We start from the raw sequence: 13292 nt of genomic DNA, 5'->3' as shown, positions 1-13292 counted from the left end.
GGTTAAATGTAGCCATAAAGTAGTAAATGAGACAGAAAATAATTAAAAATTAACAGTTTCTTACCTAGTTTCGTGACTGGTAATAGTCTTATTATGTTTTGTCTTAGGTGTGGTGTGCTAATATAGCGGCTCAAATTTCTCGATTTAGATGCACATGCTTGAAGTAAATAACCTGACCGCAATTCGTGATGAAAGAGTTCTGTTTGAAGCACTTAGCTTTGTGATTCATGCTGGCGAATTGGTGCAGATTGAAGGACGGAACGGCACAGGTAAAACGACCTTACTACGAATTATTACCGGGTTAGGTGATAGAGAGGATGGTTCTATTTTGTGGAATGGCATAAATATTGAGTCTAATCGTGATGATTACCACCAAGATTTACTGTTTCTTGGTCATCAAACTGGGGTTAAGCGCGATTTGACGGCATTCGAGAATCTTCATTTTTATCAATCAGTGCATAATGCAGAATCGTCTTCTCAAGAGATATATCAAGCCTTGGCTAAAGTGGGTTTAGCTGGCCGAGAAGACGTGGCTGCAGGCCAGCTTTCTGCCGGACAACAGCGCCGAGTTGCGCTGGCTCGTTTGTGGCTCAGTCAACAAAAGTTGTGGATTTTAGATGAACCGTTAACTGCGATTGATAAGCAAGGTGTCAAAGTGTTGGAAGCCTTATTTCTAGCGCATGCGCAACAAGGTGGCATCGTTGTATTGACCACACACCAAGATATGTTTGCTAACTATCCGCAATTGCGAAAAATTAAATTGGGGCATGAGTCATGATCGTGACCATGGGGATGATCATCCGTCGTGAATTATTGATCGCCTTTCGACGTCAAGCCGATATTTTTAATCCACTGTGGTTTTTTATCATAGTGATCACCCTATTCCCGCTGAGTATCGGCCCAGAGCCTGCTTTGCTCGCCCGTATCGCTGCTGGTATTGTTTGGGTTGCGGCGTTACTGTCGGCGCTACTATCACTTGAGCGTCTGTTTCGCGATGATTTTCAAGACGGGTCGCTTGAACAAATGATGCTGATCCCAGTGCCATTACCCATAGTCGTTATTTCAAAAGTCGTGGCTCATTGGTTATTGACTGGATTGCCTTTAATTTTAATTAGCCCATTGTTAGCCGTATTATTGTCATTAGATTTTAATACGTGGCTTGCAGTTGTATTGACTTTGTTCATTGGCACGCCAACGTTGAGTTTTATCGGTGCTATTGGTGTTGCATTGACCGTCGGCTTGCAAAAAGGTGGCGTGTTGCTGAGCCTACTGGTCTTACCCTTGTATATCCCGATTTTAATCTTCGCTACATCAGCTATTGATGCAGCATCGCTTGGCATGCTCTACAACGGTCAATTGGCTGTTTTGGGGGCAATGTTTATGGGCGCGATAACATTAACTCCATTTGCTATTAGCGCAGCATTGAGAGTCAGCGTTAACTAAATTAAGTACGAACGATATTTTCAGCAATGCATTTGAGCGTTGCGTATCAACAACACAATAAACTGAGCAGACACATGCTCAGAAGCAATGAAGTAAGAGTGAGACAATACAATGTGGAAATGGCTCCATCCCTATGCAAAGCCTGAATCCGCCTATCGGCTATGTGGAAAGTTCCTGCCTTGGTTTGCAGGGCTCGCTATCTTATGCCTGGTAGTCGGTAATATCCTTGGTTTAGCTTATGCTCCGGCAGACTATCAACAAGGCGATAGCTTCAGAATCATTTACATTCATGTCCCTTCCGCCATTTGGTCAATGGGCATTTATATGTCGATGGCGATTGCGGCTTTCATTGGTCTAGTTTGGCAATTAAAACTGTCAGACATGGCCGCTGCTGCAATGGCGCCCATCGGTGCGGTATTTACGTTTATTGCGTTAATTACTGGAGCCATTTGGGGTAAACCGATGTGGGGAACTTGGTGGGTATGGGATGCTCGTCTGACGTCTGAGCTCATTTTACTGTTTCTCTATTTGGGAGTGATTGCGCTTTACCACGCTTTCGATGATCAAAAAACAGCCGCAAAAGCCGCAGGTCTGCTGGCCATCGTTGGTGTGATCAATCTACCTATCATTCATTTCTCCGTTGAGTGGTGGAATACCCTGCACCAAGGTGCCACGATTACTAAATTTGAAAAGCCTTCCATATCCAGTGACATGTTGTGGCCACTGCTGCTCAATATTTTTGGCTTTGCTTTCTTTTTTGCTGCGGTCACTATGGTCCGCTTACGCAATGAAATTATCAGTAAAGAGAGCCATCGCCCTTGGGTTATCGAATTGGCAACCCTTCAAACACAGAAAGGTAACTGATCATGCATTTTGACTCTTTGAGTGATTTCTTGGCGATGGGCGGTTACTCCGCCTATGTATGGAGTGCATTTGGCATTACCTTTTTATCCATGTTTATTTTACTGATGCTCAGCATCAAGCGTGGCAAAACCTTGTTGCAAGATGTGCAAGCAAAGGTTGAACGCCAAGCCAGAATTGATGCTGCAAAGCATATGGAGAACACCTTATGACCCCAAGACGTAAAAAAAGACTCACCATTATTTTGGCATTGATTATTGGGGCTGGTGCCACCATTGGTTTGATGTTGTATGCACTCAATCAAAATATGGACCTTTTCTATACGCCGACCGAGCTTGTACACGGTAAACCCGATGGGACAAAGCCAGAAGTGGGTCAACGGCTACGCATTGGCGGCATGGTGGTGGTGGGCTCTGTGAAAAGAGATCCGGGTTCACTAAAAGTAAGATTTCAGCTCCACGATGTTGGTCCAAATGTGACGGTCGAATATGAAGGCATCTTACCCGACTTGTTTAGAGAAGGTCAGGGTATTGTTGCGCAAGGCGTATTGAAAGATGCCACCACAGTGGAAGCGTTTGAAGTGCTAGCCAAGCATGATGAAAACTATATGCCACCGGAAATTGCTGAAGCAATGAAGAAAACGCATGAGCCGTTAACCTATAGCTCGGAACAAAAACAAGGAAGTGCTCAATGATTGTTGAAATAGGACATTTTGCCCTTATTGTTTCACTTGGGCTTGCCATATTACTCAGCTTACTTCCACTTGTTGGTGCTTCTAAAAACAATACCATGCTGATGAATACTGCGCGGCCATTAGCATGGGGAATGTTTTCATTGCTATTGGTCTCATTTAGCATTTTGCTATGGGCATTTTATGTCAATGACTTCACGGTACAATACGTGGCGAGTAATTCGAATAGTCAATTACCCTGGTATTACCGTCTAACAGCGGTGTGGGGGGCGCATGAAGGTTCATTATTGCTGTGGGTTTTAATTCAAGCGGGATGGACTGTGGCGGTGGCTACCTTTAGCCGTGGTATGCCTCAAGAATCTGTGGCGCGAGTCTTATCCGTTATGGGGCTGATCAGCGTTGGATTCTTGCTGTTTGTCATCGTGACTTCGAATCCATTTTTACGCACCTTACCCTATTTCCCAATTGATGGTCGTGACTTAAACCCGCTGCTACAAGATCCTGGGCTAATCATTCACCCACCCATGTTATACATGGGATATGTTGGTTTTTCAGTCGCATTCTCATTTGCGATAGCCTCTTTGATGACTGGGCGTTTGGATACTGCATGGGCCCGTTGGTCTCGTCCTTGGACAACTGCGGCGTGGTTATTTTTGACATTAGGCATCGCGCTAGGTTCGTGGTGGGCTTACTACGAACTTGGCTGGGGTGGCTGGTGGTTCTGGGATCCAGTAGAAAACGCGTCGTTTATGCCATGGCTTGCGGGAACGGCATTGATGCACTCACTTGCTGTGACAGAAAAACGTGGCACATTCAAAGCTTGGACAGTGTTACTGGCAATTTCAGCATTTTCGCTCAGTTTACTGGGCACATTCTTAGTGCGATCTGGTATTTTGGTTTCGGTACACGCATTTGCATCCGATCCCGCTCGTGGCCTGTTTATCCTTGGGTTTTTGGTGTTTGTCATCGGTGGCTCACTGCTATTGTTTGCCGTTAAAGGTGCGGCAGTGCGCGTCCGTGGCAATGCTGAATTGATCTCGCGTGAAAATGCGCTGCTCTCCAACAACATCTTATTAATCGCTGCATTGGTGGTGGTGTTGGTTGGCACCTTGTTACCTTTAATCCACAAGCAGATTGGCCTTGGTTCCGTATCAATAGGAGCGCCTTTCTTCAACATGCTGTTTGCATGGCTAATGGTGCCATTTGCATTTTTGCTGGGGATCGGTCCACTGATCCGTTGGAAGCGCGATAATTTTTCCAAGCTTTTGAAACCGATGTTGATTTGTGGCCTGATGGCGTTGATTCTTTCGGCGGTTATGGTGTACCTGCTAGCTGAACGCTTTAGCTTGATGGCATTTATCGGCTGGGTCATGGCGTTTTGGATCATCTTGCTACACGTTGTCGAGTTGCACCAACGTGCGACACATCGTCATAGCTTCATGATAGGGGTGACTAAACTACAACGTAGCCACTGGGCCATGATGTTAGGCCATGTTGGTCTTGCCGTTACTGTGATTGGTATTGCGATGGTGCAAAACTACAGTATCGAGCGTGATGTTCGTCTAGCACCTGGGGAATCTTTTGAAATCCAACAATATAACTTTTATTTCAAAGGGTTAAGAGATAAAGATGGCCCGAACTATGATGGTTATATTGCCGATTTTGAAATTACGCAGGATGGGCAATACGTGAATACACTCCATGCGGAAAAACGCTTTTATCGTACTGCCAAGTCAATGATGACTGAAGCGGCCATCGATCGTGGCATCACTCGCGATTTGTACATTGCAATGGGTGAGCGATTAGAAGATGGTCGTTCATGGGCGATCCGAATTTATTACAAACCATTTGTACGTTGGATCTGGGCTGGTGCTTTATTGATGTCATTAGGTGGTGCGTTAGCCATCAGTGACAAACGCTACCGCTTTAGAAAAAGCTCCCAACAGGAGGCCTAGATGAACAAGAAAATTCTATTTATTCCATTGGTGGCTTTTCTTGGTCTAGTTGCCGTGTTTGTTACTCAGTTGGTCAAAAATACCGAAGGTGATGATCCCACAAAATTGGAGTCGGTTCTGATTGGTAAGTCTGTGCCTGAATTTCGTTTGGAAGATTTAGCCGAACCCGGCAAGCTGTACGACCAAGCGATATTTAAAGGCGAGCCTTTGCTGCTGAACGTCTGGGCAACTTGGTGCCCGACCTGCTATGCCGAACATCAATATCTCAATCGGTTGGCGGGTGATGGTGTAAAAATTATAGGCTTAAATTATAAAGATCAACGAGATAAAGCGGTTCAATGGTTAAATGAGCTAGGTAATCCTTACTTGATCAGCCTGTTCGATGGTCATGGTATGTTAGGGTTAGATCTCGGCGTTTACGGTGCGCCGGAAACCTTTTTCATTGATGCCAACGGTGTTATTCGTTACCGCCATGTGGGGGATGTTAATCCAACCAATTGGCAAACAACTTTGCAACCTATGTATCAGAAACTTCTAGAGGAAGCGAAGTAATGAAGCGTTTTATATTATCGATCATTGCTAGCTTTGCTTTGGTATTTTCTGTGCAATCTGCAATTGAAGTGTACGAGTTTGATAATCCACAGCAAGAGCAGCAATTCAAAGAGTTGAGCAATACATTGCGTTGTCCAAAGTGTCAAAACAATACTATTGCCGACTCAAATGCTGCATTAGCACAGGACTTACGTAATAAAGTCTATGAAATGACCAAACAAGGTAAGTCTGAACAAGACATTGTTGACTACATGATTGCACGTTACGGCAACTTTGTGACCTATAACCCACCGTTGACTTTGGCGACTTCCATCTTATGGCTAGGTCCTTTGAGTGTGGTGTTTCTGGGTTTTGGTTTTATTGTATTACGCAGCAAACGTCGTAAAGCATCAACCGCTCAAAATGGTGAAGTTTGGGATGCCGAAAAGGAAGAGCGATTAAATCAGTTGCTCGCCGAAGACGCGGTTGATGATGAGAAGCATGGAGACAAACAATAATGACGTTTTTTTGGTTATCTACCCTCATTCTGACCTTCTTTGGTTGTGTCTTCATTGCACTGCCGATCCTCAAAAACAGAGCGAACAACGATGCAGCGCTGCGTGACGAATTGAACAAAGCGATCTTTAAAAACCGCCTTGCAGAGTTACACGAAGAGACGCAAGAAGGGTTGGTTGACAGCGAACAAGAGCTGATTGCTGATCTGAAACAGTCGCTATTGGATGATATTCCTGCGCAATCGGTGCAAGGAAATTCTTCACATGTGTCACAGATGGTTGTTTTGATCCCCTCGATTTTATTGGTCGTCATCTTAAGCTATGGCTTTTACCTAAAATTTGGCGCGGCTAGTCAAGTAGAGCAGTGGCAGCAAGTGAACGCTAACTTACCTGCACTCTCAAAAAAAATGATGTCACCAGAAGGTGCTGCCTTAAGTGATGATGAGATGAATGATCTCACACTGGCGCTGCGCACTCGTCTGCATTATCAGCCTCAAGATGCGACCGGGTGGTTGCTGCTTGGACGTATTGGACTTGCTAACAGAGATATAGAAACATCGATTGGCTCAATGAAGAAAGCGTATGCGTTAGATCCAAAAGATGCAGATGTGAAGTTGGGCTATGCGCAAGCATTAATGTTGTCACAAGATGAGCTTGACCAAAATCAAGCACGTGAAATTTTAACGGCATTAGTACAACAAGATTATGTTGATCTACGCGTGTTTTCACTACTTGCGTTTGATGCGTTTGAACGCCAGGATTACCCAGCGGCGATGAAGTATTGGCGATTAATGCAGCAGATGATTGGCCCTGAAGATAGCCGTTATGAGATGCTTTCGCGCAGTATTGAAAGAGCACAAAGCAAAATGCAGCCTAAAGCTATCGATGGGAAAATGGTTCCTGTCACCATCTCACTCGGTGATGGTGTGACTCTTGAACAAAATGCAGTACTCATAGTCTCTGTGCACAGTTCTGATGGTGCACCTATGCCTGTTGCCGCAGCGCGTTATCCACTGACTCAATTCCCTATTAAGGTTGTGTTAGATGATAGCAATAGCATGGTTCAAGGGCGGAAGTTATCCGACCTTGCACAGCTTATTGTTCGAGTACGCTTGGATACGGATGGCAATGTTTCAACCAAACAAGGTGATTGGTTTGGTGAAAGTGCTCCCATGAGCCTCGGTCAACCTGTTGAAGTTGTGATCAATAAGCAGTATTAATAGCACTTATATACAATTAACGTATTGATAGGCCGATGTCTCATCGGCCTTTATACATGGAAATAAATAATGATAAGCCGCCTATCCCGACTGATATGCCCTATGCTGTTCCTTTTCGTATTAGCAGGGTGTGCAAGCGCTCCGGATTCAACGTCAGCCGAATCAAATCAAACGCAGTCGGGCGATCCTTTTGAGGTTTTTAACCGATCAATGTGGACAATCAACTACGATTATATCGATCCATACTTGGTTCGCCCTGTTGCGATTGCCTACGTGGATTACATTCCACACCCCATTAGAAAAACGATCGCCAATGTTCTGTCAAACCTTGATGAACCTTCAAGCATTATCAACAACATATTGATGGGTAATGGTACGAAAGCCGTTGACCACTTTAACCGCTTTTGGATTAATAGCACCTTAGGCCTGTTTGGGATGATTGATATTGCGTCAGAAGCGGGCATCACCAAACACAATGAAAAAGCGTTTAGTGATGCGGTAGGCCATTATGGTGTTGGTAATGGTCCATATTTAATGATTCCTGGATACGGGCCCTACACGATTCGAGAAACCACAGATGTTGTGGATGGCTTGTATGTACCACTTTCTTATCTCAATGTCTGGGCTGGCCTAGGTAAATGGGCTCTGGAAGGATTGGAGACCCGAGCAAGGCTCGTTCCCCAAGAAGTGACGTTGGAAAACTCCCCAGATCCATATTCATTAACTCGCGATGTTTATTTACAACGCCAAGATTTTAAAGCAGAAATTGATACCCAAACGTACGATGAATCGGAAGAAGAGTATCTCGACGATTATCTGGAAGAAGGGTTTTAATCATACCCATGTAGGTCGGCCTTGTACTGCTAGCTAGGCCGACATCACACGTCCGCTAAAGTATTCGTTAGCGACGATGTATTCCGTATTGCGGATCAATTCATCTTGCAGCTCAGCCCAATGGGGCTTCTCATCTACATCACCTTTTGCGCTAGGCACTACGCCTCCGACCCTTATGTTGAAAGGGGTTAGTTCTTTTGCCCAACTCTGCGTGAAACCAGAAACCATAGAATTCGCATTTTCAATTCCCGCTAGGTCATACTCATCATTTTGAGAAATGACGTTCACAATCACACCTGGCTTGTTGTTAATACGCATTCGCTCAGCACTGGCTTGACCAAAAGTGAATAAAGTTGAGGCCATCATGGCGAGCTTCTGAAGAAAGACTTCAGCTCGTTGTTCACCTATCAAGGGGGGGAGGGATGCATTTGGCCAATTATTGACCAGTACATCCGGTGCCCCATGATAGGTTTGATCAATAAAATCGAACAGCCGATGGATCGTTTCTAAAGAGTAATCTGGTGTGTGGTAATAATGAACATCCTGAGAGATCGCTTTGCAACGAGCAAAGGTTTCCATTAACCCAAATTTGTCTTGGTCACACAAAATAATTTTTGCACCTAAATGTGCGAAATGAACGGCCAGCGTGCTACCAAGCATCGAACTTGCTGAAGTGATTAATATTATTGCACTTTTTATATCCATTGGGTGCCTCACCCTATTGTTTGTTTTATTGTTGTAGCGGGATTTAGTCTCAATAGGATGGTTGATTAACTGTGGGTAGGGTGTGAATAACATCAAATTACTCAGCCTAAGCGAGCGTGGTATGTGTTTTTTTTGGTCATACTCACATTCTGATCTAGAGAATGTCGTTTTGTGTTACATACAAGACATCAAACTTGGGTGCGGATCTGATCTTGCCGGTGGGCAACGGTCAGTTGAACCGACAGATCGGCAACTAAGAGCTCAACGTTTGAGGGGGAGGCAAGATGCCTTCGCTCATGTCCTGACAGATTAAGATATACCTCTTCGGGTAAATCATGCGTATCTTCAGGCAAATAGGCGAGTACTTCAGGAGTCAAGTAGTGGCTGAGTTTCGCACTGGCGAGTCCTCCGTGATGGAAAAGCTCGGCCTGTTTTGCTGAAACAGCGTAAGAGCTTTGGTCGGAACGCAGTGCTTGAGGCTCCGTAAGCTCAAATCGCTTACGTAACAATTCATCGCTAGTGGGTGGGTTTTCAATACGTTCAACAGGAGTGTTGTCGCGTACATCGTTAGAAAACATCGACAGTATGAGTGCAAAGTCCGCACGGCGTCCTTGCTGGACAGCATGGCTTAGCCCCGAGCCAAATTGAAGCTCGTTTATAATACTGGCTTTATCTAATGTATGTACTTGCATTTGCCTCTCCAACCGATGCACTTTTAGCGGCGAGAAAGCAGATAACTTTAGATAAAATAACAAAAAAGCCTGCGATAAAGCAGGCTTTTCATATGACTAAATACCAATCCAAGGGGAAAAGGTTATTTTGCTAGGTTTTCTGCAACGAATGCCCAGTTAACCAGTGCCCAGAAACCATTCATGTAGTCAGGGCGTAGGTTACGGTAATCGATGTAGTAAGCGTGTTCCCACAGATCAACCGTCAGTAGCGGAGTCACACCTTCGTGAGTCAGTGGTGTGGCTGCATTTGAAGTGTTGATGATCTCTAAAGAACCATCCGCATTTTTCACCAACCAAGTCCAAGATGAACCAAAGTTATTGATCGCTGAGTCAGTGAATTTTGCTTTAAAAGCTTCAAAAGAACCAAATGCGGCGTTGATTGCGTCTGCAACGGCACCTGTTGGTTCGCCACCTGCATTTGGTGCAAGGCAGTGCCAATAGAAGGTGTGGTTCCAAATTTGAGCGGCGTTATTAAATACACCACCAGTTGAAGTCTTGATGATCTCTTCGAGAGATTTACCTTCAAATTCAGTGCCAGGGATAAGGCCGTTAAGCTTCACAACGTAAGTGTTGTGGTGCTTACCGTGGTGGAAATCTAGTGTTTCGGCTGAAATGTGTGGTTCTAGAGCGTCTTTAGCGTAAGGCAAAGCTGGTAATTCGAATGACATTGCTCGATTCTCCGTTGTGTAGAAAGAGTGAAAGTCTCTTTCAGTAGCTTCCAGATATTATAATGATATTCGTCGATACGACTGACTTGAAGGTATTTTAGCAAGTTTTTACTTTATTAAAAGTCCTAATATTGAAAATTGTTGTATAGGCAGGATATCCATAAATAATATGTGCTTTTTATTCTCTATTAATGATTTAGAATGTCAGTAACAAACCGCACTATCCCATTAAGAGGAAGCAATGGAAACTATTGATAAAATTAAACAGCAACTTGAAGAAAATGCCATTCTGCTATACATGAAAGGTTCTCCTAAGCTACCAAGTTGCGGATTCTCTTCTCAAGCTGCGCAGGCTTTGATGGCTTGCGGTGAGAAATTTGCTTATGTGGATATTCTGCAAAACCCAGATATCCGCGCTGAGCTGCCTGTATACGCACAGTGGCCTACTTTTCCACAATTGTGGATTGAAGGTGAGTTGATTGGTGGTTGTGACATCATTATCGAAATGTTCCAAAAAGGCGAACTGCAACCTTTAGTGAAAGAAGCCGCTGCACGTGCAGGCAATGAAGAGTAATACTGTATAAAATAACAGTTTTTCTTGATTTATTAAGGTCACATTGGTTAATGTGGCCTTATTTTTTTGCGTTGATTTGAGTTTATGACCCGTTTATTCATTGCTGAAAAGCCCAGCTTAGGGCGCGCTATAGCCGATGCTTTGCCGAAACCACACAAGAAAGATCAAGGTTTCATTCGTTGTGCGAATGGTGACATCGTTACTTGGTGTATTGGGCATTTACTCGAGCAAGTTGAGCCGGATGTTTATGATGAACGCTATAAAAAGTGGAATTTACTCGACTTACCTATCATTCCTTCACAGTGGCAGCTTAGACCGCGCAAAACATCGAGCAAACAGTTGACTGTGATTCGTCAGCTTTTGAAAGAAGCATCGCAAATTATCCATGCAGGAGACCCGGATCGTGAAGGGCAACTATTAGTTGATGAAGTGATTGATTATTGCAAAGTAAGCCAAAGTAAAAAAGAGCAAGCATTGCGGCTACTGATCAGCGATTTAAACCTTCCAGCCGTGCAGCGTGCACTGAAACAGATGCGCAGTAACCGCGAATTCATCCCTTTATCGGTTTCAGCGCTCGCGCGTTCAAGAGCCGATTGGTTGTATGGCATGAATATGTCACGGGCTTATACTTTACTGGGGCAGAAAGCGGGCTATCAAGGTGTCTTGTCGGTTGGACGGGTACAAACTCCTATTCTAGGGCTTGTGGTACGTCGGGATGAGGAGATAGAAAACTTCATCCCGCGAGACTATTTTACATTACATGCGTTAATCCCTTATCAAACTGATCAAGTGGCGTTTGATATCCGTGCGCGCTGGAAACCCAGCGATGCTTGCCAGCCGTGGCAAGATGAAGAAGGGCGAGTCTTAAACCGCAAGTTGGTGGAAAATGTCGCACAGCGCATCGCAGGGCAACCCGCCACAGTGATTGAAGCCGAACAAAAGCAAACTAAGCAAGCCGCGCCGTTACCTTATTCCTTATCTGCACTGCAAATTGATGCATCGAAGCGCTTTGCAATGAGCGCCCAGCAAGTGTTAGACACTTGCCAATCTCTGTATGAGAAGCATAAATTAATCACCTATCCGCGCTCAGATTGTCGTTACTTACCACAAGAACATTACGCTCAAGCTTCGTCAGTAACTCAAGCTATCGCGTGCAACGCCAAAGAGTTGTTAACGGCGGTCAGTGGCGCAAACTTAGCTCTTAAATCCAAAGCATGGAACGATAAGAAAGTGGACGCGCACCATGCCATTATTCCCACACCAAAGCAGGCATCCGTCAATGCCTTGTCGGGAAATGAGATGAAAATATACCAATTGATTGCGCGCCAATACTTGATGCAATTTTATCCCGCCGCCGTGTACGCGGAAGCCAAGCTGGTGTTTGATATTGCGGGTGGCTTTTTTGTTGCGTCAGGGCGACAACTGGTTGACACCGGTTGGAAGAGTTTGTTAGGCAAAGTCGATGAAGAAGAGAACGGAGTCGATGCCGTTCCACCACTGAGTAAAAGGACGGTGCTGACGTGTCGAGAAGGGGAGATTCACGATCGAAAAACCGAGCCTCCTCGTCATTTTACTGAAGCGACTTTACTACAAGCGATGACGGGAATTGCTCGCTATGTTGAAGATAAAGAGCTGAAAAAAATCTTACGTGAAACCGATGGTTTGGGTACGGAAGCGACGCGAGCGGGGATCCTTGACACTTTATTCAAGCGGCAACTCTTAACACGTCAAGGTAAGCTGATTCTAAGCTCGCCAGCGGGAAGGGGTTTAATTCATGCGCTGCCAAATGAATCAACTTATCCTGATATGACCGCCCATTGGGAGCATCAATTGCAAGCGATGGCTGAACGTGGGCAAGCGTATCAACCCTTTATGCAAGTGCTGCAAGAGCGCATTATTCAGATTATGGAACAGGCGAAATCGGGCGCAGTGCCAGAGTCGCTTCGCTCATTGCCCAAAGTGGAGCGCCCTGCATTCAAACGAAAGACACGTAAATCCAGCAAAACCACGCGTTATCAACGTAATTCGGCTCAATAAAATGACATCAAAGAATCGGTCGCTAAGTAAGCAGAGGCCAGTGAATTAGGTAAGATGTTCACCGACCTGACGAGCTAATTATCACATTTTCGATAAAAAAGGCTGGTATCCCAATCGGTTACATTGTCAGTCACTTTGCCGACAAGTGGCAGTAAACGCCACGCCTCGCGCTCTTGAAAAGGGTGGCTTGTTATCACGGCAAAACCAGCAATACAGCATCTTCCACCTTTAGAACGGATAAACTGGGCAATCGAGCTGACCGCTTCTTCACTGTAGGATTCAATCTTATAGAGATGGCTCATACACTTCTCCTCTCTAACCATGCCATTAATTACGACATAACCGTTGAATAATGGAAAGCATATTTGATGCCAGTTTATAAAAAATACACCTTTGGTATGTGATGAATGGAGAGGGTACTTATCTAATGAATGGCAACTGGTGCGTGGAATAAAATATCAGTATGAGAAAATGATGTTAATCAGATACGAAAAAGCCGCTGTAAAAACAGCGGCTTTTCTTAAAAG

At 44.7% G+C, this 13292-nt stretch carries 16 protein-coding genes; 12 read left to right on the top strand and 4 right to left on the bottom strand.

Annotation, left to right across the window (positions count from 1 at the left end):
- Positions 1-154: 154 nt before the first annotated feature.
- The 10 genes from ccmA (at position 155) to AACQ17_RS00225 (ending at position 8050) form a co-directional block, all read left to right on the top strand.
- Positions 155-778, top strand: coding sequence for a cytochrome c biogenesis heme-transporting ATPase CcmA (ccmA, locus tag AACQ17_RS00270; RefSeq protein WP_094147033.1), 624 nt, complete (start codon positions 155-157; stop codon positions 776-778).
- Positions 775-1443 (top strand): heme exporter protein CcmB, encoded by a 669-nt coding sequence (gene ccmB, locus AACQ17_RS00265; RefSeq protein ID WP_013856375.1) that lies wholly within the window; start codon positions 775-777, stop codon positions 1441-1443. Before ccmA ends, ccmB begins: the two co-directional genes overlap by 4 nt.
- 111 nt (positions 1444-1554) lie before the next feature.
- Positions 1555-2307, top strand: a complete 753-nt coding sequence (locus AACQ17_RS00260; protein ID WP_019280903.1) for a heme ABC transporter permease — start codon at positions 1555-1557, stop codon at positions 2305-2307.
- A 2-nt stretch (positions 2308-2309) separates the two neighbouring features.
- Entirely contained in the window at positions 2310-2516 is a 207-nt protein-coding gene (gene ccmD, locus AACQ17_RS00255; protein ID WP_013856377.1) for a heme exporter protein CcmD, read from the top strand.
- Positions 2513-2998 (top strand): cytochrome c maturation protein CcmE, encoded by a 486-nt coding sequence (gene ccmE, locus AACQ17_RS00250; protein WP_013856378.1) that lies wholly within the window; start codon positions 2513-2515, stop codon positions 2996-2998. Before ccmD ends, ccmE begins: the two co-directional genes overlap by 4 nt.
- A complete protein-coding gene (locus AACQ17_RS00245) occupies positions 2995-4950 on the top strand; it encodes a heme lyase CcmF/NrfE family subunit (RefSeq protein ID WP_017045241.1) in 1956 nt (651 codons plus the stop codon). The genes ccmE and AACQ17_RS00245 overlap by 4 nt, the downstream gene beginning before the upstream one ends.
- Positions 4951-5502 (top strand): DsbE family thiol:disulfide interchange protein, encoded by a 552-nt coding sequence (locus AACQ17_RS00240; RefSeq protein ID WP_094147034.1) that lies wholly within the window; start codon positions 4951-4953, stop codon positions 5500-5502.
- On the top strand, positions 5502-5999 hold the full coding sequence (locus AACQ17_RS00235) for a cytochrome c-type biogenesis protein (RefSeq protein ID WP_017042542.1): 498 nt from the start codon (positions 5502-5504) through the stop codon (positions 5997-5999). The genes AACQ17_RS00240 and AACQ17_RS00235 overlap by 1 nt, the downstream gene beginning before the upstream one ends.
- The gene (gene ccmI / locus AACQ17_RS00230; protein ID WP_094147035.1) at positions 5999-7216 is read left to right on the top strand and encodes a c-type cytochrome biogenesis protein CcmI; all 1218 of its coding nucleotides are present in this window, start codon (positions 5999-6001) and stop codon (positions 7214-7216) included. The genes AACQ17_RS00235 and ccmI overlap by 1 nt, the downstream gene beginning before the upstream one ends.
- Positions 7217-7285: 69 nt before the next feature.
- On the top strand, positions 7286-8050 hold the full coding sequence (locus AACQ17_RS00225) for an MlaA family lipoprotein (protein WP_013856383.1): 765 nt from the start codon (positions 7286-7288) through the stop codon (positions 8048-8050).
- A gap of 33 nt (positions 8051-8083) precedes the next feature.
- Here AACQ17_RS00225 and AACQ17_RS00220 read toward each other — a convergent pair whose 3' ends face one another.
- The 3 genes from AACQ17_RS00220 to sodB form a co-directional block, all read right to left on the bottom strand.
- Complete coding sequence (locus AACQ17_RS00220) at positions 8084-8710, bottom strand: SDR family oxidoreductase (protein ID WP_370685854.1); 627 nt, start codon at positions 8708-8710, stop codon at positions 8084-8086.
- 233 nt (positions 8711-8943) lie between these two features.
- Positions 8944-9447: a VC2046/SO_2500 family protein gene (locus AACQ17_RS00215; RefSeq protein WP_029189774.1), complete on the bottom strand. Its 504-nt coding sequence runs from the start codon at positions 9445-9447 to the stop codon at positions 8944-8946.
- A 122-nt stretch (positions 9448-9569) separates the two neighbouring features.
- The gene (sodB, locus tag AACQ17_RS00210) at positions 9570-10154 is read right to left on the bottom strand and encodes a superoxide dismutase [Fe] (protein ID WP_010318866.1); all 585 of its coding nucleotides are present in this window, start codon (positions 10152-10154) and stop codon (positions 9570-9572) included.
- Between the two features lie 241 nt (positions 10155-10395).
- On the opposite strand from sodB, the gene AACQ17_RS00205 reads away from it, so the two are divergent.
- Positions 10396-10728, top strand: coding sequence for a Grx4 family monothiol glutaredoxin (locus AACQ17_RS00205; protein ID WP_010318865.1), 333 nt, complete (start codon positions 10396-10398; stop codon positions 10726-10728).
- 84 nt (positions 10729-10812) lie between these two features.
- A complete protein-coding gene (locus AACQ17_RS00200; RefSeq protein ID WP_094147786.1) occupies positions 10813-12765 on the top strand; it encodes a DNA topoisomerase III in 1953 nt (650 codons plus the stop codon).
- 74 nt (positions 12766-12839) lie between these two features.
- On the opposite strand, the gene AACQ17_RS00195 is transcribed toward AACQ17_RS00200, so the two are convergent.
- Complete coding sequence (locus AACQ17_RS00195) at positions 12840-13067, bottom strand: hypothetical protein (protein WP_026028272.1); 228 nt, start codon at positions 13065-13067, stop codon at positions 12840-12842.
- Between the last annotated feature and the right edge of the window lie 225 nt (positions 13068-13292).

The sequence above is a fragment of the Vibrio sp. V10_P2A27P122 genome (assembly GCF_963874335.1).
GTDB classification, from domain to species: Bacteria; Pseudomonadota; Gammaproteobacteria; order Enterobacterales; family Vibrionaceae; genus Vibrio; species Vibrio anguillarum.
The sequence above is the reverse complement of the archived record's forward strand: the minus strand, read 5'-3'. Positions and strand labels throughout refer to the sequence as shown.

Excerpts from the sequence above, each read along its gene's own strand:
- ccmA (WP_094147033.1), top strand. The coding sequence starts at position 155 with ATGCTTGAAGTAAATAACCTGACCGCAATTCGTGATGAAAGAGTTCTG.
- ccmB (WP_013856375.1), top strand. The coding sequence starts at position 775 with ATGATCGTGACCATGGGGATGATCATCCGTCGTGAATTATTGATCGCC.
- AACQ17_RS00260 (WP_019280903.1), top strand. The coding sequence starts at position 1,555 with ATGTGGAAATGGCTCCATCCCTATGCAAAGCCTGAATCCGCCTATCGG.
- ccmD (WP_013856377.1), top strand. The coding sequence starts at position 2,310 with ATGCATTTTGACTCTTTGAGTGATTTCTTGGCGATGGGCGGTTACTCC.
- ccmE (WP_013856378.1), top strand. The coding sequence starts at position 2,513 with ATGACCCCAAGACGTAAAAAAAGACTCACCATTATTTTGGCATTGATT.
- AACQ17_RS00245 (WP_017045241.1), top strand. The coding sequence starts at position 2,995 with ATGATTGTTGAAATAGGACATTTTGCCCTTATTGTTTCACTTGGGCTT.
- AACQ17_RS00240 (WP_094147034.1), top strand. The coding sequence starts at position 4,951 with ATGAACAAGAAAATTCTATTTATTCCATTGGTGGCTTTTCTTGGTCTA.
- AACQ17_RS00235 (WP_017042542.1), top strand. The coding sequence starts at position 5,502 with ATGAAGCGTTTTATATTATCGATCATTGCTAGCTTTGCTTTGGTATTT.
- ccmI (WP_094147035.1), top strand. The coding sequence starts at position 5,999 with ATGACGTTTTTTTGGTTATCTACCCTCATTCTGACCTTCTTTGGTTGT.
- AACQ17_RS00225 (WP_013856383.1), top strand. The coding sequence starts at position 7,286 with ATGATAAGCCGCCTATCCCGACTGATATGCCCTATGCTGTTCCTTTTC.
- AACQ17_RS00220 (WP_370685854.1), bottom strand. The coding sequence starts at position 8,710 with ATGCTTGGTAGCACGCTGGCCGTTCATTTCGCACATTTAGGTGCAAAA.
- AACQ17_RS00215 (WP_029189774.1), bottom strand. The coding sequence starts at position 9,447 with ATGCAAGTACATACATTAGATAAAGCCAGTATTATAAACGAGCTTCAA.
- sodB (WP_010318866.1), bottom strand. The coding sequence starts at position 10,154 with ATGTCATTCGAATTACCAGCTTTGCCTTACGCTAAAGACGCTCTAGAA.
- AACQ17_RS00205 (WP_010318865.1), top strand. The coding sequence starts at position 10,396 with ATGGAAACTATTGATAAAATTAAACAGCAACTTGAAGAAAATGCCATT.
- AACQ17_RS00200 (WP_094147786.1), top strand. The coding sequence starts at position 10,813 with ATGACCCGTTTATTCATTGCTGAAAAGCCCAGCTTAGGGCGCGCTATA.
- AACQ17_RS00195 (WP_026028272.1), bottom strand. The coding sequence starts at position 13,067 with ATGAGCCATCTCTATAAGATTGAATCCTACAGTGAAGAAGCGGTCAGC.